Annotated in this window: 17 protein-coding genes; 7 read left to right on the top strand and 10 right to left on the bottom strand. The window is 71.4% G+C overall.

Annotated elements, in window-relative coordinates:
- The first annotated feature begins 54 nt into the window (after nucleotides 1-54).
- Together icmF and tpx are read left to right on the top strand one after the other, a co-directional pair.
- Complete coding sequence (gene icmF / locus AB0J97_RS16735; protein ID WP_364089179.1) at nucleotides 55-3,261, top strand: fused isobutyryl-CoA mutase/GTPase IcmF; 3,207 nt, start codon at nucleotides 55-57, stop codon at nucleotides 3,259-3,261.
- Nucleotides 3,262-3,407: 146 nt separating this feature from the next.
- Nucleotides 3,408-3,908: a thiol peroxidase gene (tpx, locus tag AB0J97_RS16730; RefSeq protein WP_357694957.1), complete on the top strand. Its 501-nt coding sequence runs from the start codon at nucleotides 3,408-3,410 to the stop codon at nucleotides 3,906-3,908.
- A gap of 33 nt (nucleotides 3,909-3,941) precedes the next feature.
- On the opposite strand, the gene AB0J97_RS16725 is transcribed toward tpx, so the two are convergent.
- Together AB0J97_RS16725 and AB0J97_RS16720 are read right to left on the bottom strand one after the other, a co-directional pair.
- On the bottom strand, nucleotides 3,942-4,841 hold the full coding sequence (locus AB0J97_RS16725) for a TIGR03619 family F420-dependent LLM class oxidoreductase (protein ID WP_364089175.1): 900 nt from the start codon (nucleotides 4,839-4,841) through the stop codon (nucleotides 3,942-3,944).
- Between the two features lie 9 nt (nucleotides 4,842-4,850).
- Nucleotides 4,851-5,657: an SAM-dependent methyltransferase gene (locus AB0J97_RS16720; RefSeq protein ID WP_357694961.1), complete on the bottom strand. Its 807-nt coding sequence runs from the start codon at nucleotides 5,655-5,657 to the stop codon at nucleotides 4,851-4,853.
- 142 nt (nucleotides 5,658-5,799) lie between these two features.
- Between AB0J97_RS16720 and AB0J97_RS16715 the strand changes: the two genes are divergently transcribed.
- Nucleotides 5,800-6,525 carry a helical backbone metal receptor gene (locus AB0J97_RS16715; RefSeq protein WP_364089171.1) on the top strand — a complete coding sequence of 242 codons (726 nt, stop codon included), beginning with the start codon at nucleotides 5,800-5,802 and terminating at the stop codon, nucleotides 6,523-6,525.
- Here AB0J97_RS16715 and AB0J97_RS16710 read toward each other — a convergent pair whose 3' ends face one another.
- The 4 genes from AB0J97_RS16710 to AB0J97_RS16695 are packed head-to-tail and all read right to left on the bottom strand — an operon-like array spanning nucleotide 6,526 to nucleotide 10,790.
- Complete coding sequence (locus AB0J97_RS16710; protein WP_364089168.1) at nucleotides 6,526-7,674, bottom strand: ROK family transcriptional regulator; 1,149 nt, start codon at nucleotides 7,672-7,674, stop codon at nucleotides 6,526-6,528. It abuts the gene before it with no gap.
- Nucleotides 7,675-7,676: 2 nt separating this feature from the next.
- Nucleotides 7,677-8,522: a carbohydrate ABC transporter permease gene (locus AB0J97_RS16705; RefSeq protein WP_364089165.1), complete on the bottom strand. Its 846-nt coding sequence runs from the start codon at nucleotides 8,520-8,522 to the stop codon at nucleotides 7,677-7,679.
- The gene (locus AB0J97_RS16700; RefSeq protein WP_357694969.1) at nucleotides 8,509-9,423 is read right to left on the bottom strand and encodes a sugar ABC transporter permease; all 915 of its coding nucleotides are present in this window, start codon (nucleotides 9,421-9,423) and stop codon (nucleotides 8,509-8,511) included. The genes AB0J97_RS16705 and AB0J97_RS16700 overlap by 14 nt, the downstream gene beginning before the upstream one ends.
- Nucleotides 9,420-10,790: an extracellular solute-binding protein gene (locus AB0J97_RS16695; RefSeq protein ID WP_364089161.1), complete on the bottom strand. Its 1,371-nt coding sequence runs from the start codon at nucleotides 10,788-10,790 to the stop codon at nucleotides 9,420-9,422. The genes AB0J97_RS16700 and AB0J97_RS16695 overlap by 4 nt, the downstream gene beginning before the upstream one ends.
- A 350-nt stretch (nucleotides 10,791-11,140) precedes the next feature.
- On the opposite strand from AB0J97_RS16695, the gene AB0J97_RS16690 reads away from it, so the two are divergent.
- Together AB0J97_RS16690 and AB0J97_RS16685 are read left to right on the top strand one after the other, a co-directional pair.
- The gene (locus AB0J97_RS16690) at nucleotides 11,141-12,172 is read left to right on the top strand and encodes a zinc-binding alcohol dehydrogenase (protein WP_364089158.1); all 1,032 of its coding nucleotides are present in this window, start codon (nucleotides 11,141-11,143) and stop codon (nucleotides 12,170-12,172) included.
- The gene (locus AB0J97_RS16685; protein WP_357694975.1) at nucleotides 12,169-12,957 is read left to right on the top strand and encodes a sugar phosphate isomerase/epimerase family protein; all 789 of its coding nucleotides are present in this window, start codon (nucleotides 12,169-12,171) and stop codon (nucleotides 12,955-12,957) included. Before AB0J97_RS16690 ends, AB0J97_RS16685 begins: the two co-directional genes overlap by 4 nt.
- 1,184 nt (nucleotides 12,958-14,141) lie before the next feature.
- Here AB0J97_RS16685 and AB0J97_RS16680 read toward each other — a convergent pair.
- Nucleotides 14,142-15,248 (bottom strand): zinc-binding dehydrogenase, encoded by a 1,107-nt coding sequence (locus tag AB0J97_RS16680; RefSeq protein ID WP_364089155.1) that lies wholly within the window; start codon nucleotides 15,246-15,248, stop codon nucleotides 14,142-14,144.
- A 4-nt stretch (nucleotides 15,249-15,252) separates the two neighbouring features.
- Nucleotides 15,253-16,203 carry a Gfo/Idh/MocA family oxidoreductase gene (locus tag AB0J97_RS16675; protein WP_364089152.1) on the bottom strand — a complete coding sequence of 317 codons (951 nt, stop codon included), beginning with the start codon at nucleotides 16,201-16,203 and terminating at the stop codon, nucleotides 15,253-15,255.
- Nucleotides 16,204-16,301: 98 nt separating this feature from the next.
- Between AB0J97_RS16675 and AB0J97_RS16670 the strand changes: the two genes are divergently transcribed.
- Both AB0J97_RS16670 and AB0J97_RS16665 read left to right on the top strand, forming a co-directional pair.
- Complete coding sequence (locus tag AB0J97_RS16670; protein ID WP_364089149.1) at nucleotides 16,302-17,276, top strand: glucosyl-3-phosphoglycerate synthase; 975 nt, start codon at nucleotides 16,302-16,304, stop codon at nucleotides 17,274-17,276.
- Complete coding sequence (locus tag AB0J97_RS16665; protein ID WP_357694983.1) at nucleotides 17,273-18,394, top strand: glycosyltransferase; 1,122 nt, start codon at nucleotides 17,273-17,275, stop codon at nucleotides 18,392-18,394. Before AB0J97_RS16670 ends, AB0J97_RS16665 begins: the two co-directional genes overlap by 4 nt.
- Here the strand turns inward: AB0J97_RS16665 and AB0J97_RS16660 are convergent.
- The gene (locus AB0J97_RS16660) at nucleotides 18,383-20,719 is read right to left on the bottom strand and encodes an FtsX-like permease family protein (RefSeq protein WP_364089146.1); all 2,337 of its coding nucleotides are present in this window, start codon (nucleotides 20,717-20,719) and stop codon (nucleotides 18,383-18,385) included. The two genes, AB0J97_RS16665 and AB0J97_RS16660, sit on opposite strands and share 12 nt — an antisense overlap.
- Nucleotides 20,716-21,450: an ABC transporter ATP-binding protein gene (locus tag AB0J97_RS16655; RefSeq protein WP_357694985.1), complete on the bottom strand. Its 735-nt coding sequence runs from the start codon at nucleotides 21,448-21,450 to the stop codon at nucleotides 20,716-20,718. Before AB0J97_RS16655 ends, AB0J97_RS16660 begins: the two co-directional genes overlap by 4 nt.
- Nucleotides 21,451-21,543: the final 93 nt, after the last annotated feature.

The following is a 21,543-nucleotide window of genomic DNA, read 5'->3' as shown; positions in this document are numbered from 1 at the left end:
GGACGTCCTAGTATCTTTCGCAGGAGGGGTCCCCTCACAAAGGAGTGATCAGGCGTGCACGTTCCGGCGTACCCTGTCCGTTTCGTGACCGCCGCGGCGCTGTTCGACGGCCATGACGCGGCGATCAACATCATGCGGCGCATCCTCCAGACGCAGGGGGCAGAGGTGATCCACCTCGGCCACAACCGGTCCGTGGACGAGATCGTCACGGCCGCCCTCCAGGAGGACGTCCAGGGCGTGGCCATCAGCTCCTACCAGGGCGGCCACGTGGAGTTCTTCACCTACCTGGTCGAGCTGCTGCGCGAGCGCGGCGCGGGCCACGTGAAGGTGTACGGCGGCGGTGGCGGCGTGATCGTCCCCGAGGAGATCGAGCTGCTGCACGAGCGGGGCGTCACGCGCATCTTCTCGCCGGAGGACGGCCAGCGGTACGGCCTGCCCGGCATGATCAACAAGCTGATCGAGGAGTGCGACCACGAGCTCGGCGACCCGCCGCCCCTGGAGGCCGTGCTCTCGGGCGACCAGGCGGCGCTGGCCCGCGCGATCACCTTCATGGAGTCCGGACGCGCCTCGGCCGAGCTGGTCGAGGGGCTGAAGGCCGCGGTGGCCGTCCAGGAGCGCCCGGCGCGCGTGCTCGGCATCACCGGGACGGGCGGTTCGGGCAAGTCGTCGCTCACCGACGAGCTGGTCCGTCGCTTCCGGGTGGACAACGACGACAAGCTGCGCATCGCCATCCTCGCCATCGACCCGACCCGCCGGCGCGGCGGCGGCGCGCTGCTCGGCGACCGCATCAGGATGAACAGCCTGGGCCCCCAGACGTACTTCCGCTCGCTGGCCACCCGCGGGGCCGCCAACGAGGTCCCGGCCTGCCTCGACGACGTGGTCACCGCCTGCCGCGCGGCCGGCTACGACCTGGTGATCGTGGAGACCCCGGGCATCGGCCAGGGCGACGCCGGCATCGTCCCGCACGTGGACGTGCCCATCTACGTCATGACCCCCGAGTTCGGCGCCGCCTCCCAGCTGGAGAAGATCGACATGCTCGACTTCGCCGAGGCCGTCGTCATCAACAAGTACGAGCGCCGCGGCGCCGAGGACGCCCTGCGCGACGTGCGCCGCCAGCTCGTGCGCAACCGGGAGGCGTTCGGTCAGTCGCCCGAGGACATGCCGGTCTTCGGCACGATCGCCGCCCGCTACAACGACGCCGGCGTCACCGCCCTCTACCAGCACCTCAAGGGCCTGCTGCTGGAGGACGTCGGGCCGGGGCTGCTGCCCGTCGTGACCGAGCGCACCTCCAAGGCGGCCGCGGCGATCGTCCCGCCCGCCAGGGCCCGCTACCTGGCCGACATCGCCGAGTCCGTCCGGACCTACCACGCCGAGACGCTGGCCCAGGCGGAGGTCGCGCGCCGCCGTCAGCAGCTCGCCGCCGTACAGGAGCTCCTGGGCGGCGAGGACGCCCGGCTGGCCGGGCTCGCCGAGCAGGCCGAGGGGGAGCTGAGCGAGGAGAGCCGCCGCCTGCTCGACGGCTGGCCCGCGGTCAAGGAGGCGTACAGCAGCGACGAGCTGGTCGTGAAGATCCGCGACCGGGAGATCCACACTCCGCTCTGGCGCGAGACGCTGTCCGGCAACCGCATCCCGCGGGTGGCCCTGCCGCGCTTCAGCGACCACGGTGACCTGCTGAGGTTCCTGCGCTCGGAGAACCTGCCGGGGTCGTTCCCGTTCACCGCCGGGGTGTTCCCGTTCAAGCGCGACGACGAGGACCCGACCAGGATGTTCGCCGGGGAGGGCGACCCGTTCCGCACCAACCGGCGCTTCAAGCTGCTGTCGGAGGGCCAGCCCGCGACCCGGCTGTCCACGGCCTTCGACTCGGTCACCCTGTACGGCCACGACCCCGACCTGCGTCCCGACATTTACGGAAAGGTCGGCACCTCGGGGGTGTCCATCGCCACGCTCGACGACATGAAGGTGCTCTACGACGGGTTCGACCTGGCGGCGCCCAACACGTCGGTGTCCATGACGATCAACGGCCCGGCGCCCACCATCCTGGCCTTCTTCCTCAACGCCGCGATCGACCAGGCCCTCGACCGCTTCCGCGCCGAGCAGGGCCGCGAGCCCGGCGAGCAGGAGGCCCGCGACCTGCGCGCCCGTACGCTGGCCACGGTCAGGGGCACGGTCCAGGCCGACATCCTGAAGGAGGACCAGGGGCAGAACACCTGCATCTTCTCCACCGAGTTCTCGTTGCGGATGATGGCCGACATCCAGGAATGGTTCATCCAGAACGCGGTCAGGAACTTCTACTCGGTCTCGATCTCCGGCTACCACATCGCCGAGGCAGGGGCCAACCCGATCAGCCAGCTCGCGTTCACGCTGGCCAACGGGTTCACGTACGTGGAGGCGTACCTGGCCAGGGGGATGCGGGTCGACGACTTCGCGCCGAACCTGTCGTTCTTCTTCTCCAACGGCATGGACCCCGAGTACAGCGTGCTCGGACGGGTGGCGCGCCGGATCTGGGCGGTCGCCATGCGCGAGCGTTACGGCGCGGGCGAGCGCTCGCAGAAGCTCAAGTACCACATCCAGACCTCGGGCCGGTCGCTGCACGCGCAGGAGATGTCCTTCAACGACATCCGCACGACCCTCCAGGCCCTGATCGCCATCTACGACAACTGCAACAGCCTGCACACCAACGCCTTCGACGAGGCCGTCACCACCCCGTCGGCCGACTCGGTGCGCCGCGCGATGGCGATCCAGCTCATCATCAACCGCGAGTGGGGCCTGGCCAGGAACGAGAACCCGTTGCAGGGCTCGTTCATCATCGACGAGCTGACCGACCTGGTCGAGGAGGCGGTGCTGGCCGAGTTCGAGCGGCTGTCGGACCGCGGCGGCGTGCTCGGCGCGATGGAGACCGGCTACCAGCGCGGCAAGATCCAGGACGAGTCGATGCTGTACGAGATGCGCAAGCACGACGGCTCCCTGCCGATCATCGGCGTCAACACCTTCCGCAACCCCGGCGCCGAGCAGTCCGACCCGCACAAGCTGGAGCTGGCCAGGGGCACCGAGGAGGAGAAGCGCTCGCAGCTCGACCGCCTGCGCGACTTCCACGAGCGCAACCGGGCACAGGCGCCCGCGGAGCTGTCGCGGCTGCGCGAGGTCGCGATGTCCGACGGCAACGCGTTCGCGGTGCTGATGGACGCGGCCCGGGTCTGCTCGCTCGGCCAGATCACCGACGCCCTGTTCGAGGCGGGCGGCCAGTACCGGCGCAACGTCTAGCGATCACGCGCGGCCGGTACCGGTGATGCGCGGGCCCGGTACCGGCGTGACGTCGAGCGGTGCGTGGCGCCGGGGCCGGGCTGCCTGGCGGGGGAGATCGCGCCGCTAGGATCGCGGTCGGGGAACATCGCTATCAGGAGGCTTTCATGTCCGACGTCACTTTCAAGGGCAACCCGATCACCGTGGGCGGCGCCTTCCCGAAGCCCGGCGACGCCGCGCCCGCCTTCACGCTGGTCGGCACCGACCTGTCCGACCGCACGCTGGCCGACTTCGCCGGCAAGACCAAGGTGCTCAACATCTTCCCGAGCGTCGACACCGGCGTCTGCGCGGCCTCGGTGCGCCGCTTCAACCAGGTCGCGTCCGAGCACCCCGACGCGGTCGTGCTCTGCGTCTCGGCCGACCTGCCCTTCGCCCAGAACCGGTTCTGCGGCGCCGAGGGCCTCGACAAGGTGACCATGCTGTCGCTCATGCGCGGGCGTGAGTTCCTCACCGACTACGGCGTGGCCCAGGAGTCCGGCCCGCTGGCCGGCCTGGCCGCGCGCGCGGTCGTCGTGCTCGACGCCGACGACAACGTGGTCTACTCCGAGCTGGTGCCCGAGATCACCCAGGAGCCCGACTACGAGGGCGCGCTCTCCGCGCTCAAGTAGCCGACGCTCAGGCAGCCGGCTGTGGCCCCGGGTTCAGGCGGCGCGAAGGCGCTCGCCGAACTCGGCGGCCAGCTCCAGCAGGTGGTCGACGTCGGCGGCGGTGTGCTGGAGGTCCAGGATGACCTCGTGGACCCCGGCCTCCGCCGCCTGCGACAGGTACGCCGAGATCTCGGCGACCGTGCCGCTCCTCGGCGGGGTGCCGTCGGCGGTGACGACCGGGTTGGAGCGCAGGATCATGCGCAGCGCGTCCGGGTCGCGTCCGGCCTGCTCGGCGCTCTTCCTGACCGTCTTCCACATCGCGAGGAGCGCGGGGATCGGCAGCGCGGCCGTCAGCCAGCCGTCGCCCCTGCGCCCGATCCTGGCCAGCGCCTCCGGGGCGAACCCGGCCAGCAGCAGCGGCGGGCGGCGGGCCGGCTTGGGGTCGATGTGGCTGGGCGCGATCGTCCACAGCTCGTGCTCGAACGTCACGGGGTCCTCGCCCCAGATCGCCTCCAGGGCGTCGAGGGTGGCCTCGTAGCGTTCGGCCCGGCCCTTCCAGGGCACGCCCACGGCGGCGTACTCGTCGGAGGACCAGCCGAGGCCGAGACCCGCCGCCAGGCGCCCGCCGCTCAGGTGGTCGATCGTGGTGAGCGAGCGGGCCAGCACCGGCGGGGGATACCAGCAGGCGTTGAGCGCGCTGGTCCCCAGCCGCACGGACGACGTCACGGACGCGGCCACGGCCAGCACCGCGAACGGGTCGAGGAACACCCGATGGGCCTCGGGCACGCTGCCGTCGCCGCCGGGGTAGCGGTCCTTGGGGCGCAGCGGCGTCAGCAGCCGGTCGCCCGCCCACAGGGCGGCGAACCCCATCGCCTCTGCCTCGCGGGCCACCCGGGTCACGGCGGGCAGCGCGGCGAACCTGCCGTACTGCGGGACGGCGAGGCCGAGGTCCATGAGCGCGTCCTAGACCTTCCTGGCGACGCCGCACACGATGAGCGACGACTCCGGACGGTCCATGAAGTCGATCGTGTCCGTCTGGTCGGGATGCCACTCGGGCAGCCACACCAGGCCGGGCTCCAGCAGCTCGAAACCCTCGAACAGCTCCCTGATCCGGGCCCGGCTGCGCAGCGCCAGCCGCGCGGTGGCGTTGCGGTAGACCTCGGTGCCCGTGCTGACCGCGTCGGGACGGGCGTCGCTGGTGCCGTGGGACATGACCAGGTAACTACCCGGGGCCATGACCTCACGCAACGTCTTCAGGATCCCCTCGGGATCGTCGGACTCCTCGATGAAGTGCATGATCGCCACCAGCAGCACGGCGACCGGCCGGCTGAAGTCGATGGCCCGCAGCACCTCGGGGTCGCGCAGGATGTCGCCCGGATTGCGCAGGTCGCCCTCGACCACCGTGGTGTCGTCGCCGTGGCCGGTGAGCAGCGCCCTGGCGTGCACCAGCACCACGGGGTCACGGTCGACGTAGACGACGCGGGAGCCCGGCGCGATCTTGGCGGCCACCTCGTGCACGTTCCCCTGGGTCGGCAGCCCCGTGCCGATGTCGAGGAACTGCCTGATCCCGGCCTCGGCGAGGTGGCGTACGGCGCGGCCGAGGAAGGCGCGGTTGGCCCGCGCCGCCGCCCGTACCTCGGGCGCCACCGTGAGGATCCGCTCGGCCGCCTCCCGGTCGACCGGGAAGTGATCCTTGCCGCCGAGGTAGTAGTCGTAGAGCCGTGCCACGTTCGGCGTGTTCGGATCGAAATCCGATGCCTCGTGCTCCAACCGTCGAGCCCCCGATCACAGAGTTTTAACGATCTTTACCGGGATTCTACGGATCTATACCGACATAAGAGTGGTGCTACGCATATTTCAGGAAAACGCAACCTAAGGTGGTGCCGTGGTCCACGATGACACAGGGGTGCCTGTGAAGGTACCCCGCGACGTCCGGCGGATCGTGTCGCTGGTGCCGTCGCTGACCGAGTCCGTGGCGGCGACCGTCCCGGAGGCGCTGGTCGGGGCGACGGACTGGTGCACGCACCCGGCCGGCCTGGACGTGGCCAGGGTCAGGGGCACCAAGAACCCCGATCTCGACGCCGTGCTCCGCCTGCGACCGGACGTCGTCCTGGCCAACGTCGAGGAGAACCGCGCGCCCGACGTCGAGGCCCTGCGCGAGGCGGGCGTCGCGGTCTGGGTGACCAGGATCGAGACGCTGGAGCAGGCGTTCGCCTCGCTGGAGCGCATGTTCGCGCACGCCTGCCGTACGGACCGCCCGGCCTGGCTGGAAACCGCCCGCGAGGCGTGGGGCGCCCCCGCGCCCGGCCCGCGCCGCACCGCGATCGTCCCGATCTGGCGCCGCCCCTGGATGGTCGTGGGCCGCGACACCTTCACCGGGGACGTGCTGCGGCACCTCGGCGTGGACAACCTGTACGCCGGCCACGCCGACCGCTACCCCAAGATCCCGCTGCCCGAGCTGACCGGCAACCGCCCCGACCTGGTCGTACTGCCCGACGAGCCCTACGCCTTCAGCGCGGACGACGGCCCCGAGGCGTTCCCCGGCCTGCCCTGCGCGCTGGTCAGCGGCCGCCTGCTGACCTGGTACGGCCCCTCGCTCACCGAGGCCGCCACCGCCCTGCCCGCAGCCCTCGCCTGATCACCCGACGGCGGCGGCCAGCGCGCCGTCCACGGCCGCGGGCGAGAGCACGTGCTCCATGACGATCACCGCCATGCCGGTGATCCCGGCCCGGTCGCCGAGCCGGCTGGGGACGATCTCCAGGTTGCGCGTCGTGTACGGCAGGCTTCGCCGGTAGACGACCTCCCTGATCCCGGTCAGGTAGTGCTCCCGCGTCTGCGCCATGTCCCCGGCCAGCACCAGCACGCCGGGGTTGAGCAGGCTGACCGCGGTGGCCAGCACCACGCCCAGCGTGCGGCCCGCCTCCTGGGTGCGCGCGATGGCCGCCGGGTCGCCCGCCTGCACCAGGCGCACGACGTCGCGGCTGGTCTCCTGGCCGAGGTCGGCCGCGAGGGCGTGCCCGCTGGCCAGGGAGGCCACGCAGCCGCGGGAGCCGCAGGTGCACACCCGGTCGTCGGTCTCCCGGATGCGGACGTGCCCGATGTTCCCGGCGGCCTCCTCGACGCCACGGTAGATCTGCCCGTCGAGGACGATGCCGGTGCCGATGCCGGTTGACACCTTGACCAGGATCAGCGAGTCCGTCTCCCGCCAGGACGACCACCACTCGCCGAGCGCCATCGCGTTGGCGTCGTTCTCCACCAGGATGGGCACGTCGTACGTGCGTCCGATCGCCTCCCTGATCGGATGGTCGTCCCAGCCCGGCATCAGGAACGACCTGATCATCCGCCCGCTGGTGTGGTCGACCGAGCCGGGCAGGTCGAGCCCGATGCCGCACACCTCGCTCGCCGGCCGTCCGGCCCGGTCCAGCATGCGCTGGAACGCCTCGCGCACCCACGTCAGCACGGCCTCGGGCCCGCGGTCGATGCGCATCTCGGCGCGTTCCTCGGCCAACGGCCGGGCGGCGAGGTCGGTGAGGGCCACCCTGGCGTGGGTGGCGCCCAGGTCGGCCACGAGCACCAGCCGCCGGGCGGCGTCGACGTCGAGCACGGAGGGCGGCCGGCCACCGCCGGAGGCGCCGACGCCGGACTCGTGCAGGTAGCCGGCGGCGATGAGCCGGTCGACCCGGTCGGTGATGGTCGACCGGGACAGGCCGGTGAACTCGATCAGCTCTTTGCGGGTACGGCAGGAGCCATCGCGGACGAGCTGGAGGACCTGCCCTGCCGTCAGCATGTCTATCCCTTCTCCGCGCCGGCCGTGAGGCCCTCCGTCAGCAGGCGTTCACTGGCGAAGAACACGATCACGATGGGCAGCGTCAGCACCACGGATCCTGCCATCAGCACCGTCGTGGGGATCTCTATGCTCCCCGCCAGCTGCGAGAGCCCCAGGGAGACCGTCCAGCTCTCCCGCCGCTCCACGAGGAACAGCAGGGCGAACAGGAACTCGTTCCACGCGATCATGAACGCGTAGAGTCCGGTCGCCATGAGCGCGGGCTTGGACAGGGGCAGCACCACCCGCCAGATGGTCGACAGCCGCGAGCAGCCGTCGATCGCGGCCGCCTCCTCCACGCTCCGTGGCACGGTCTCGAAGTAGTTGCGCAGCATGTATACCGTGACGGGCACGGTCTGCGCGATATAAACCAGGATCAGTCCGGCGAGAGATCCTCTGAGCCCCAGCATGGTGAACAGCACGAACAAGGGGATGGCCAGGACGATCGCCGGGAACAGGTAGACCGCCAGGAACAGGAAGTGCACCTGCCGCCGGCCGAAGAAGCGCAGCCGCGCGACGGCGTAGGCGCCCGGGATCGAGATCAGCAGCGTCGCGGCCACCGAGCCGGCCGCGACGACCGCGCTGTTCCTGATGAAGGTGAGGAACCCCTGCGTGGTGAGCACGTTCACGTACGTGTCCAGGGTGAGACGCCGCGGCCACACCGACCCCGGCTCCAGGATGAGCTCCTGGATGTCGCGCACGGACAACGTCACCATGTAGAGGAACGGCAGCGCGGTGACCGCGAGGAGGAACACGATCACCACGGGCCTGAGCACCGCGAACAGCCCACGCTCGAACCTATCCCTGCTCACGATCGCCTCCCGAGAAGAAGCGCAGGTAGACGGTCAGGAAGACGACGAGGAAGACGGCCAGCACGATCGCCTGCGCGGCCGAGGCGCCGATGTCGTCGCGGGCGGTCAGGAAGTTGTAGACGCGCACGCTGACCACCTCGGTCCCGGCGCCGCCGCCGGTCAGCAGGTAGACGTCGTCGAACTTGGTGAAGGTGAACACGAACCGCAGCACCGCCAGGAGCGCCACGATGCGCCAGAGCTGCGGCATGATCACATACCGGAAGCGCTGGGTGGGGGTGGCGCCGTCCACGACCGCGGCCTCCTCCAGGTCGGCGGGCAGCGCCTGCAACCGGGCCAGGATGAACAGGAACGCGAACGGGAAGTACCGCCACGCCTCGAACGCGATCACCGTGAGCAGCGCGACCGGCACCTTCAGGCCCAGGAAGTCGCCCTGGGCCTGGGTGAGGAAGGCGATCGGCTCCTTCAGCCAGGTGTTCACGATGCCGTACTGGGGGTTCAGCATGGTCTCCCACAGGAAGGCCACGGCCACGACCGGCGCCACGTACGGGATCAGGATCGAGGCCCTGACCAGGGTGCGGCCCCGGAACCTGTCGCGCAGGGCGAGCGCGGTCACCAGGCCGGCCGCGATCGACAGCGCCGTGCCGGCCACCGTGTAGACCAGGGTGTTGACCAGCGACGTCCAGAAACCCGGCTCGGAGATCACGTACGTGAAGTTCTGCAGCGTGTAGTGCCCGAAGACGCCGGCCCGGCGGATGTTGATCAGCCGGACGTCCTGGAAGGCCAGCATGATCGCCCACAGCAGCGGCAGCACCACCACGACCAGCGTGATGACCAGCGTGGGGGAGATCAACGCCAGGCCGGCCCGCCCTTCCCGCTGCCGCAGGGTCCGGGGTGCGCTCATTGCCGGATCCCGCGCTTGATGGTCTCCACGTCCTTCCTGGCCTGGGCGGCGGCGGCCTGCGGGGTCAGCGAGCCGTCGGCCACCTGGCTCAGTGCCTTGGGCACGGGCAGTTCGCCCATCGTGGCGCCGACGAGCTTGCCCTGGCCCTGCGGGATGCCCCAGCGGGCGAAGGTGTCCGGGCTCCTGCGCAGCGCGTCGAGCACGTCGGCCGGGTAGACCTCCGACAGCGGCTTCTTGGAGTCCACGCCCGCGGGCAGCTTGTTCCACTTGTCCGCGAAGCCCTCGCGGGTGGGGAACTTGCCCTCGGGGGCCATCCCGATCCAGCGCTCGTAGCCCTCGTCCATCATGTAGGCGACGAACGTGGCGGCCGGGTCGGTGGCGGCGCCGCGGACGACCGCCCACGAGACGATCTCGCCGTACTGGGCGGGGGCGCTTCCGTCGGGGCCCTTCAGCGCCGTGACCACGCCGGTGTTCTTCGCCAGCCACTCGGGGTCGCCGCGGCACTCGGCGCAGCTCGGCAGCGCGTCCTTACGCAGCCCCGCCAGCTCGTCGAGGATGAACGACGACCAGATCATCATGGCCGCCTTCCCGGAGAAGTACGTGGCCCTGGTGGAGTCGACGTCCTGTTTGCCCTTGACTGAGTAGTTTTTCGCCAGTTTCGCGTAGAACTCGAAGGCTTTCACACACTGTGGGCTGTCTAGCGCGACATTTCCGGAATTGTCGACAAGCTGGCAGCCGTTCGCCAGCGCCACGTGCTCGAAGCTCTGCGCGGTGAAGGAGTCCTTGGGCGCGATCGCCAGCGTGATGCCCGCCACCCCACCCGTGTTCAGCTTCGCCGCCGCCGCCTCCAGCGCCTCGTACGTGTCCGGCGGCGCCAGCCCGGCCTTGCCGAACAGGTCCTTGCGGTAGAGCAGGAGCTGCGCCCACCCGTCGCTGGGCACGGCCAGCAGCCTGCCGCCGGAGGAGTCCAGTTCGAGCGCGCGCGGCGAGAAGGAGTCCTTGCCGAGCCGATCGACGATCCGCCCCGGCGTCTCGGTGTCCAGCAGGTCGTTGGCCTCCAGCTCGCGGACGGAGGCGAGGGGCAGCGCGCCGATCACGTCCGGGAGGTCGTCCGCGGCGGCGGCGGCCGTCACGGTCTGGCTGAACTGGTCCTCCCCGACGCCGACCAGCTTGACCTTGATCCCGGTCTTCCTGGTGAACTCGGCGACGATCTGGTTCTGCACGGCCATCCGGTCGCCGAGGTTCTCCTCGGTCCAGACGGTGATCTGGTTCGGGCCGGACCGCTGCTCGCCGCCGTCGCCGCACGCCGCGAGGGAGGCCGAGGCCAGCAGGGCGACGGAGAGGACGGCGGTGACCTTCTTCGGCATGGCACGCTCCTCCAGTTGGGGGGATTTCGTAAAAGATTGGTCGGCATCGCGGCAAATCTTCCCCAGAACCGATCGCGGACACCCGTCGCGAAACGATCGGGTCTGATGTCATTTCGGTCATCCGGATGCTGCCCGGCCAAGCACTTCTGGCACTTCCGGACCAGGTGGACAGACGGGGCGGGATATGTCGATAAGATCTCTTTCCAGAACGCGCCCTGCCGGAAACCCGGATTCCATCGGCCGCGATCGACGGAAGTCGTAGACTTACGCGTGTTTCGAGCGCAACTATGGTGTGCAAACAAACACTAAATCTCTGACTTTTGTTTGATCAAAAAGCGTAAGTGTGGGGTATGCGCGTCATCACCTTCCAAGAGCCAGGCCGTGTCAGCGTCAGCCTGGAGTCGCCCGCCGAACTCGTCCCGGGCGCCGTCCGGGTGCGGACCCTGTATTCCGGGGTTTCCGCGGGCACCGAGCTGACCGCGTATCGCGGCACCAATCCCTACCTCACCCGTAAGTGGGACACCGAGCGCCGGATCTTCCTCGAAGGCCAGACGCACGCCTACCCCCTGTCCGGCTGGGGCTACCAGGAGGTGGGCGAGGTGGTGGAGGCTGCCCCCGACGTCGCCGAGCCGCCCGTCGGCAGCCTCGTGTGGGGCATCTGGGGCCACCGCGCCGAGGCGGTCGTCCCCGCCGAGAAGCTGGCCGGCCACATCCTGCCGCCGGGGGCCGACCCCGTCGCGGGCGTGTTCGCCCGGGTCGGGGCCATCGCGCTCAACGCCGTCCACGCCGCCGACGTGCACCTGGGCGACCAGGTCGTGATCTTCGGCCAGGGCGTCATCGGCCTGCTCGCCACCCGCATGGCGGTGCTCAGCGGCGCCCGGGTGGTCGCCGCCGACGCCATCCCCGACCGGCTCGAACTCGCCAGGAAGTTCGGCGCCGCCGAGACGTTCGACGTGCGGTCCGGCTCGGTGGCCGAGTTCCTGCGCAAGCGCATCGAGGGCGCCGACACCGCGATCGAGCTGAGCGGCAACCACCTGGGCCTCCAGGAGGCCATCAGGAGCGTGCGCAAGGGCGGCCGGGTCGTGGCGGCCGGCTTCTACCAGGGCGACGGCATCGGGCTGCGGCTGGGCGAGGAGTTCCACCACAACCAGGTGCAGCTCGTCTCCTCCCAGATCGGCGGCGTCGCCTCCTGGCTGGCCCACCGCTGGGACGTCGAACGCCTCCAGCGCACGTTCATGGAGCTCGTGCACCGGGGCGAGGTCGAGGTCGCCGACCTCGTCACCCATCGCGTGCCGGTCGAGCAGGCGGCCGAGGCGTTCGACCTGATCGACAAGCACCAGTCCGAGGTGCTCCAGCTCGTCTTCACCTTCGAGGAGTCATGATGAAGCTCGCCGCCCAGGAGCAGCTTCTGCCCGGCCGGAGCCTGCAGGAGAAGTTCGCGTTCGCGGTGGAGGCCGGGTTCGACGCCATCGAGCTGAGGGGCAAGGGCGACTTCCACTTCGCCGGCCGCCTGACCGAGCTCAAGCGGGCGCTGGCCGACGGCGTCGTCATGCCCACGGTGTGCGTCGAGATGCCGCACTTCATCGGCGACTTCGACCCCGCCAAGCGCAAGGACGCCATCCAGCAGCTCAGGTCGCAGCTCACGGTGATCGCCGAGCTGGGCGGCATCGGCGTCATGACCCCGGCTTCCTGGGGCCAGTTCTCGCTCAGGCTGCCGCCGTTCGAGCCGCCGCGCACCGCCGAGGAGGACCGCGAGGTGCTCGCCGAGGCGCTCGGCATCCTCGGCGAGCACGCCCAGCGCAACGGCGTGCTGATCATGCTCGAACCCCTCAACCGGTACGAGAACCACATGGTCAACACCCTGGCCGACGCGGTGTCGTACTGCTCGATGGACTCGATCAGGATCGTCGGCGACACCTACCACATGAACATCGAGGAGGACGACCCCTGCCAGGCCCTGGCGGAGGCGGCGCCGTACCTCGCGCACATGCAGATCAGCGAGTCCAACAGGAACCAGCCCGGCACCGGCCACCTCGACTGGGGCGCGCAGCTCGCCACGCTCGACGCCGTCGGCTTCGACGGCTACCTCGCCCTCGAATGCCGGTTGCGGGGCGAGCCCGAGATCGTGCTCCCGCAGACGGCGGCCTTCATCAGGAAATACCTGTGATCCTCCGCGACGCCGTACGCGTGCTGGTCGCCAACTGGGACGGCAGCTACACGGTTCCCTCCCGTCGCCTGTACCCCCACCAGTGGAGCTGGGACTCCGCCTTCATCGCGATCGGCAACGCCCGCTGGTCGCCGCGGCGGGCCAGGGCGGAGCTGCTCTCGCTGTTCGGCGCCCAGTGGCGCGACGGCCGGGTGCCGCACATCGTGTTCAACCCCGTCGTGCCCGAGGGCGCCTACTTCCCCGGCCCGCAGTTCTGGGGCGCCCGCGCGCCGTCCGGCTCGGCGACCTCCGGCATCGTGCAGCCGCCCGTGCACGCGCTGGCGGCCTGGAAGGTGCACCAGGCCGAGCCCGACCCGGCGTTCCTGGCCAGGATCTATCCCAAGCTCGTCGCCCAGCAGGAGTTCCTGCGCGCCTCGCGGCGCTCGCCCGAGGGGCTGATCTCGATCGTCCACCCGTGGGAGTCGGGCATGGACAACAGCCCGGCCTGGGACCTCCCGCTGCGCGCGGTCGAGCCCGGCGTGACGGGCTTCGTCCGCAGAGACCTCAACACCGTCAGCGCCGACGAACGCCCCACCGACCGCGACTACGAGCGGTACGTCGCGCTCGCGAGCGCCTACCGTGACAGCGGCTACCAGCGGGCCGGCTCGTTCGAGATCGAGGACCCGCTGTTCAACACCGCGTACGGCGTGGCCGAGTCGGCGCTCGCCGAGATCGCCGAGGTGTGCGGCCAGGACCCCGAGCCCCACCGGCGCGAGGCCGCCGCCGTCACCGCCGCCATGGTCGACCACCTCTACCAGGACGGCCACTTCCGCCCCCGCGACCTGCGCACGGGCCGCCTGATCCGCTCGGGCAGCGCCGCCGGCCTGGTGCCGCTCATGCTGCCCGGGCTGCCGCCGGAGATCGCCGAGGCGCTGATCGGCACGGCCGTCGACAAGTTCTCGCTCAAGGACGGCGTGCTGCCCAGCCACGCCCCGGCCACGGCCGAGTTCGACCCGGCGCGCTACTGGCGCGGGCCGAGCTGGATCAACCTGACCTGGCTCGTCTGGCAGGGGCTCAGGGACCGCCGCCCCGACCTGGCCGACCTGCTCGCCGAGGGCATGATCCACGCCGTCGCCCACTCCGGCTTCCGCGAGTACTTCAACCCGTTCACGCTGCGCGGTCACGGGTGCGGGGACTTCAGCTGGTCAGCCGCCCTCATCCTCGACGTCGTCGCTGAGCACGGCCTGGACGGTCTGCCGCCGTCGGGCCGCGAGATCGGCCAGAAGTTCGGGGGCCTCCCCGAAGCCGACGACGTCGGTGACCACGTGCTCGCGTAGCAGCCTCCCGCGCTCCCTGAGCAGGCCGATCGTCTCGTACGAGAGGCGTTCGCGGTCCCAGGAGTGCGCGAGACCGCGCGGCACCCGGCCGATCTGGGCGCAGCGCAGCGTCAGCCCGTTGTGGTGGAACTCCTCGCCGAGCCGCACCTCGTCGGCGCCCTGGGTGTAGAACGCCAGGTCGATCAGCGTGCCCTGCGGGCGCAGCAGCCTGAGCCCCAGGGCCAGCGCCCTCGGCTGACCGCGGCACTGGAAGACCAGGTCCGCGCCGCGGTCGTTGGGGGCGTGCCGCCAGCGGCGCTTCAGCGTCACCGCGGGGTCGTCGTCGGCGGTGGCCAGGACCTGCGCGCCGATCGCCTCGGCGACCGCGAGCCTGGCCGGGGTCTCGTCCACGACCACGACCTCGGCGGCCCCGCAGGACAGGGCGAAGGACGCGGTCAGCAGGCCCACCACGCCCGCGCCGACCACCGCGACGCGCCGCCCGCGCACGCCGTCGCCCAGGTGCTGGACGGCCGGGCCGTGCAGGTCGGCGGCCGCGTGCAGGAGGCCGTTGGCGCAGATCGGGCCCATGTGGGCGACGTAGATGCCGAGCAGCGGGTCGAGGTCGCCGGGCAGCACGACGAACCGGTCGGTCATCGGGTCGGCCGCGTACGCGGTGCGGTGTCCGTACGCCATGGCGACCAGCGCGCCTTCGTCCACGGCCCGCGTACGGGTCTCGACCACCTGGCCCACCTGCATGTAGCCGATGCCGCGCACGGGATACCCCACCGACGGCGTGCCGGGCAGGAACAGGCCGAGCGCCGGGTCCCAGGTCGAGCTGAGGTAGGGGTTGGCGCCCTTGACGTAGGTCAGCTCGGTGCCCGCCGAGACACCACTGTGCGTGGTGGCGACCATGAACCCGCCGTCGACCAGGCCCGGCAGCTCCTCCTCCACCATCCGCACCTCACCGGGCGCCTCGATACTGAGAATGGTGTTCACAGGCTCACTCATCGAGCATCACCGGCCGGCGTTCGGCGGCGGAGCGGGTGAGGGCGAGGGCCAGGCGGTGGGTTCGCAGGGCTTCGGCGTACGGCGCGCGCACGTCGGCGTCCTTCCCCCGCACCGCGTCGATGAACGCGCGGTCCACGAGGGTCTTGGCGTGCCCGGCGTCCTCGATCGACTCCTCGCCGTCCACGAGCAGCCGGGTCTCGCTGACCTCCAGGGCGATGCCGTCGGCGCACACCTCCAGCCCCACCCGGTGCTTGCGGGGCAGCAGGCAGGAGGTGGCCAGCAGGCCGGTGGCGCCGTCCGTGAAGCTCATGACGGCCGACGTGGCCCGGTCGATCTCGCCCTCCACCCGGTTCCCGGCCGGTACGGCGTGCACCATCGACACCTCGCCCACCAGCAGCCGGGCCAGGTCCAGGACGTGGACCGCCTGCTCCAGGATCTGGCCGCCCGACAGCCCGGCGTTCAGCCACCAGCCGACCGGGGGCACCTTGTCCAGCCAGTGCCCGAGCGCGAGCCGTACGGGCCGGCCGTCGAGCAGTTCCCTGGCCCTGTCGACGACGTCGAGGTAGCGCCAGTGGTGGCCGACGGCGGACGGGAGCCCTCTCCGTTCGATTTCGGCTGCGATGTTTTCTGCGGTTTTGAGATCCATGGAAAGGGGTTTTTCCACGAAAATCGGGAGATTGCAGGATAGGGCGTCGAACTCCGGTTTACCGTGCGCGAAAGGAGGCACACAGACGTAAACAGCGTCGAGACCGCCGGCCTCCAGCAGGCCGGCATGGTCGCCGTAGGCGGGGGAGCCGTACGCGGAGGCCAACGCCTCAGCCTTGTGGAGATCGGTGTCGGCCACCCCGGCGATCGTCACATCGGGGAAGCCGGCCAGGACATCTGCGTGGCGAGCGGCGACATTTCCGGCACCAATGATGCCGACACGGGTAATTGGGGACACAACCCGACATATGCCACGTCTAGGGGTTAACAAACAAAGATGTTCAGAGGCGCATAGATCGGGCAGGGGTCGTGGCCCTATGAGATGGGGCTGACTGCATGGATACAGATGTGCGAGCCTTGGCCAGGGCACAGGAGTGGTATGGCCCGCATTCCAGCACGGCGTCCGAATGGCCGGTGGACGCCTTAATCGCGGCCAAGGGCAACACGACGGTGAGCGTCGTCCTACCGGCGCGCGACGAAGAGCGCACAGTCGGGGACATCGTCACCGTCATCAGGCGTGAGCTGGTGGAGGAGTCGCCACTCGTCGACGAGATCCTCGTCGTCGACTCCAACTCCACCGACGCGACGGCGGAACGGGCCCGCGCGGCGGGCGCTCGGGTCGTGGCGCAGAACGAGGTACTGCCCCACCTGCCGCGCATGACGGGCAAGGGGGAGGCGCTGTGGAAGGGCCTGGCCGCCTCCCACGGCGACATCGTCGCGTTCGTCGACTCGGACCTGCTCAACTTCGGCTCGCACTTCGTGTCGGGGCTGGTCGGTCCGCTGCTGGTGAACTCCGACACCCATTTCGTCAAGGCGACGTACGAGCGTCCCTTCACGGGCGAGGACGGCGTGCCGCGGCGCGGCGCGGGCGGACGGGTGACCGAGCTGGTGGCCAGGCCCCTGCTCAACCTGTTCTGGCCGGAGCTGGCGGGCTTCGGCCAACCCCTCGGCGGCGAGTACGCCGCCCGGCGCGAAGTGCTCGAACAGGTGCCCTTCGTCACCGAGTACGGCGTGGAGCTCGGCCTCCTCGTCGATCTCCTCCACCTCGTGGGACTGGACGCGATGGCCCAGGTGGACCTGGGCTCCCGCGCGCACGGGCACCAGTCCGTGAACGCGCTCGGCCGGATGGCCGGGCAGATCATGCTCACCGCGTGGTCCCGGCTCGAACGCCAGGGCCGCGTGGTGTCGTCGCAGCCCCCGGGACACACGCTGCTGCAGTTCGGGCTCGACGGGCGGGCCGGTCTGGTGGACGTGGGCGTGGCGGAACGACCGCCGCTCGCCTCCCTCATGCTGGAGGAGGACGTCGCGTGAAGGTGCTGATCAACGCGGGACCGTGGCTGGCGGTCCCGCCTCCCGGCTACGGCGGGATCGAGAACGTCGTCGCGACGCTGGTGCCCGCGCTGCGCGAACGCGGCGTGCACATCGTGCTGGCCTCCGTGGCGTCGAGCACGCTGGAGGCCGACGAGCTGATCGCCGTCTACGACGAGGGCCGGTTCGCCGAGCTGCAGAAGCCGTACAACCAGGTCATGGGGATCGCGCACGCGCACCAGGCGCGGGTGGCGGACGAGCTGCGCGCCCGCGACGACATCGACCTCGTCCACGACCACCTGGAGGTCGTCGGGCCGGCGGTGCTGTCGGCGCTGGGCGGGCCGCCGGTGCTGCACACCCTCCACTGGGACCTGTGCAAACACCCGGCCTTCTACGGCGACTTCCCGGGGTCGATCGCGGTCAACGGGGTGTCGGAGTCGCAGCTGGCCCGCGCCCCCGAGGCGCTGCGCGCGGCCTCGCTCGGCGCCGTCTACCTGGCCACCCCGCTCGCGGACCAGGACGTCCGGGCCGAGCGGGGCGAGCACCTGGTGATCATGGGCCGGATCTGCGGGCTCAAGGGCCAGCACGTGGCCGCCGGGATCTGCCAGAAGCTCGGCCTGCCGCTGGTCGTGGCCGGGCCGGTCTGCGGCCGGGACAGCCAGGCCGAGCTGGACGTCGTCCTCCAGGACCCCCACCACCCGCTGCACGGCCACCCCGACGTGCGCTACCACCTCGACCAGTTGTCCCGCTACCTCGACGGCGACCTGATCAAGTGGGTCGGCGCGGTCGGCGGCCAGGCCAGGGACGAGCTGTACGCCTCGGCCCGCGCCGCGCTCTTCCCCATCCAGTGGGACGAGCCCGGCGGCACGGCCGTCGTCGAGGCCCTGGCGCTCGGGGTGCCGCCGGTGGGCCTGCGCCGCGGCTGCCTCCCCGAGATCATCGACCACGGCCGCACCGGCTTCCTCGCCGACACCGAGGAGGAGCTGGCCGAGTGGGTCCAGCGGGTGGACGAGATCGACCCGGAGGAGTGCCGCCGCGAGGCCCGGCGCCGCTTCTCGCCCGCCGTGATGGCCGACCGCTACCTGGAGCTGTACGGCCGGCTCCTGGGCTCAGACGGCTGACCGCAGCGCGAGCCGGGCCGGCAGAGCGGTGGCGACCAGGGACAGGACGGCCGCCGCCGCGATCACCCCGGCGAAGGCGGGCAGCGGGATGTGCGGCACCGCCGACCCGGTCATGCCCGCGCCGAACGCGGCCAGCGTCACCACGGCCACCGCCGACCCGAGCACCGAGGCGGCCAGCACCGCGCCCAGCGTCTCCAGCCGCAGGGTCCGCAGCACCTGCCGCCGGGTCGTGCCCGTCAGCCGCAGCGCGGTCAGCTCGCCGGACCGGGCCGAGGTCGCCATGGCCAGCGTGTTGACCACGGCGATGGCGGTGAAGGCGATGATCAGGCCCAGGGCCACGAAGGTGACCTGCGGGTTCGCGGTGCTCACCTCGGCCGCCGTGGCCCGGTCGAGCACGCTCGCCCCCGGCAGCGCCGCGGTCAGCGCGGTCCTCGGCACCTGCGGAGCCCGTACGAGCAGCGTGGCGGACGGGTCGTCCACGTGCCCGGCGACCAGTGCGTACGGCAGCGTCACGTCGCCGAAGCCGAGGCCGCGGGAGTAGACGGCGGCGACCGTGAGCGCGGCGGGGGTGCCGTCGCCCAGCGTGAGCTTCAGCGGGTCGCCGGGCCGCAGGCCGAGCAGGTCGGCGGCGGTCCGGCTGATCGCGGCCGAGCCGTCGGCGAAGCCGTCCATGGAACCGGCGACCACCCCCAGGTCGAGGGTGCCGGAGTGGTGGGCGACGGCCTGGGCGGAGAATTTGTCCAGGCCGACCCGCACCGACGTGCGCAGGACCTCGGTCACCGACAGCACGCCGGGCACCGCGCGGGCCGCCTGGCCGGAGGCCCCGGCCACCACGTAGTCGGCGCGGGTGCCGGCGTCGGCCTGCTCCTGGGCGGCGTACCCCATCGTGGTCTGGACGAACAGGATCGTGCACGTCATCGCCACCATCAGGGTCAGCGGCGAGAGCACCGACGCCAGCGCCCCCGACCCGGCGCGCAGGTTGCGCGCGGCCAGGAAGCCGGCCACCCGCGAGATCCGCAGCGGGACCGCCAGCAGCGCCGCCGTCACCCGCGCCACCAGGGGCCCGAGCAGCGTGAACGCCGTCGTCCAGACCAGCGTGGTCAGCAGGGTCACCGGCGTGGCCGCCGCCTCGGTGCGCAGGCCCGACAGGACCAGCGTCAGCACCACGGCCCCGGCCACCGCCACGAGCCCGGCCGCCAGCCGCCACCACGGCAGCCGCGGGCTGCCGAGAGCGGCCTCGCCCAGCGCCTCCACCGGACGGATCCGGGTCAGGCGGCGGGCCGACACCCGGGCCGCGACCCAGGCAGCGCCGACGGTGGCCGTCAGCGCGACCAGCGGCGGGAACGGGCTCACCACCAGGTGCAGGTTCGCCGGCACCGCCCCCAGCGAGACGAACTGCCCGCGCAGCCAGAAGCCCAGCCCGATGCCCGCCGCGGCCCCCAGCGTCCCGGCGGCGGCGCCCACCAGCAGCGCCTCGCCGCCGACCAGCCCGCGCACCTGCTTCGGCGTGGCCGCGATCGCCCGCAGCAGGGCCAGCTCCCGCTGCCGCTGCTGGACGGAGAGCGCGAACGTGCCCATCACGACGAGGATCGCGACCAGCAGCGAGGTGCCGGCCAGCGAGCCGCCCATGCTGATCAGCTTGATCCGGGCCTGCTCGGCGTCGAGGAACTCCAGCCTGCCGCGCTCGTCCCCGGTGTACAGCACGGTGCCCTCCGGAGCCCGGTCGAGGCCGGGGAAGACGCCGGCGGCGCTCACCCTGCCCGGGTGCCCGGCCAGGCGGCGGGCCTGCGCGGTGCTGAAGAACACGGTGTCCTGACTCGGCAGCGCCTGCGCGGTGACCCCGACGACGCGGTATCCGCGCAGCCTGGCGCCCACGTCGAGCCCGGCGCGGGCGTCCACCGCCACCTCGTCGTCGGCCCGCGGTGCGCGGCCCTTGGCGATCGTGAACGGGGTGAGCGCGGCCGACTCCCAGCCGTGCCCGGTGAAGCCGCCGAACGGGAACGTCACCTCGGTGACGACCTTGCGGCCGTCGCGGCGCAGCCCGGCCACGACGGACTCGGGCAGCCAGGCGCGCTCGGCCAGCGCCTTGGCCTTCGTCTTGACGTCGCCGTCGCCCTTGACGACGGTCTGGCGGACGAACTGGTCGGCCGCCACGACCGCGGGCGCGCCGGCGTACCGCTCGGGCAGGACGTCGCCGCGCAGACCGGTCTCCAGCAGCATCAGGCACGCGCACACCAGCGCGGCGGCGCACAGCAGGGCGAAGAACGCGCCCGCGAAGGCGGCCACGCGGTGCCGCAGGGTCCTCAGGGCCAGCGAGATCATCATCGCGTCCACGCTCCCAGCCGGGTCATGCGCTCGGCGACCTTCTCGGCGGTCGGCGCGGTCATCGCGTCCACGATCCGGCCGTCGGCCAGGAACAGCACCTGGTCGGCGTAGGAGGCGGCCACCGGGTCGTGGGTCACCATCACCACGGTCTGGCCCATGCCGTCCACCACCTCGCGCAGCAGCCTGAGCACGTCGCGGGCGGTCATCGTGTCCAGAGCGCCCGTGGGCTCGTCGCCGAACACCACCTCCGGCCTGGTGACCAGCGCCCTGGCGATGGCCACCCGCTGCTGCTGGCCGCCGGACAGCTGCGCGGGCCGGTGCCCGGCCCTGCCCTCCAGACCGACCCGGCTCAGGATCTCGGTCAGCCAGGCCCGGTCCACGCGGGCCCCGGCCAGGCGCAGCGGGAGCGTGACGTTCTCGATCACGTCGAGCGCGGGGATCAGGTTGAACGCCTGGAAGACGAAACCGATCCGCTCCCGGCGCAGCTCGGTGAGGCGGGTCTCGTCCATGCCGGCCAGCTCCGTGCCGCCCAGCCGGACCGATCCGGAGGAGGGCACGTCCAGCCCCGCCGCACAGTGCAGGAACGTGCTCTTGCCCGAGCCCGAGGGGCCCATCACCGCCGTGAAGGAGCCGCGCGGGATGCCCACGGACACCTCGCGCAGGGCCGCCACCGCGCCCTGGCCCTTCCCGTACACCTTGCTCACCGCGTCCAACCGCACTACGTCCGTCATGGCTCCAAGCCTGCTGAACTGCGCGTACGCCCACCAGAGACACGATCACCGATGGCCCATGACGTCATCATGATTCGGACACTGATAGACATG

The sequence above is a fragment of the Nonomuraea sp. NPDC049607 genome (genome assembly GCF_040675375.1).
Lineage (GTDB): Bacteria > Actinomycetota > Actinomycetes > Streptosporangiales > Streptosporangiaceae > Nonomuraea.
The sequence above is the reverse complement of the archived record's forward strand: the minus strand, read 5'-3'. Positions and strand labels throughout refer to the sequence as shown.

Excerpts from the sequence above, each read along its gene's own strand:
- tpx (WP_357694957.1), top strand. The coding sequence starts at position 3,408 with ATGTCCGACGTCACTTTCAAGGGCAACCCGATCACCGTGGGCGGCGCC.
- AB0J97_RS16725 (WP_364089175.1), bottom strand. The coding sequence starts at position 4,841 with ATGGACCTCGGCCTCGCCGTCCCGCAGTACGGCAGGTTCGCCGCGCTG.
- AB0J97_RS16710 (WP_364089168.1), bottom strand. The coding sequence starts at position 7,674 with ATGCTGACGGCAGGGCAGGTCCTCCAGCTCGTCCGCGATGGCTCCTGC.
- AB0J97_RS16700 (WP_357694969.1), bottom strand. The coding sequence starts at position 9,423 with ATGAGCGCACCCCGGACCCTGCGGCAGCGGGAAGGGCGGGCCGGCCTG.
- AB0J97_RS16695 (WP_364089161.1), bottom strand. The coding sequence starts at position 10,790 with ATGCCGAAGAAGGTCACCGCCGTCCTCTCCGTCGCCCTGCTGGCCTCG.
- AB0J97_RS16690 (WP_364089158.1), top strand. The coding sequence starts at position 11,141 with ATGCGCGTCATCACCTTCCAAGAGCCAGGCCGTGTCAGCGTCAGCCTG.
- AB0J97_RS16685 (WP_357694975.1), top strand. The coding sequence starts at position 12,169 with ATGATGAAGCTCGCCGCCCAGGAGCAGCTTCTGCCCGGCCGGAGCCTG.
- AB0J97_RS16670 (WP_364089149.1), top strand. The coding sequence starts at position 16,302 with ATGGATACAGATGTGCGAGCCTTGGCCAGGGCACAGGAGTGGTATGGC.
- AB0J97_RS16660 (WP_364089146.1), bottom strand. The coding sequence starts at position 20,719 with ATGATGATCTCGCTGGCCCTGAGGACCCTGCGGCACCGCGTGGCCGCC.
- AB0J97_RS16655 (WP_357694985.1), bottom strand. The coding sequence starts at position 21,450 with ATGACGGACGTAGTGCGGTTGGACGCGGTGAGCAAGGTGTACGGGAAG.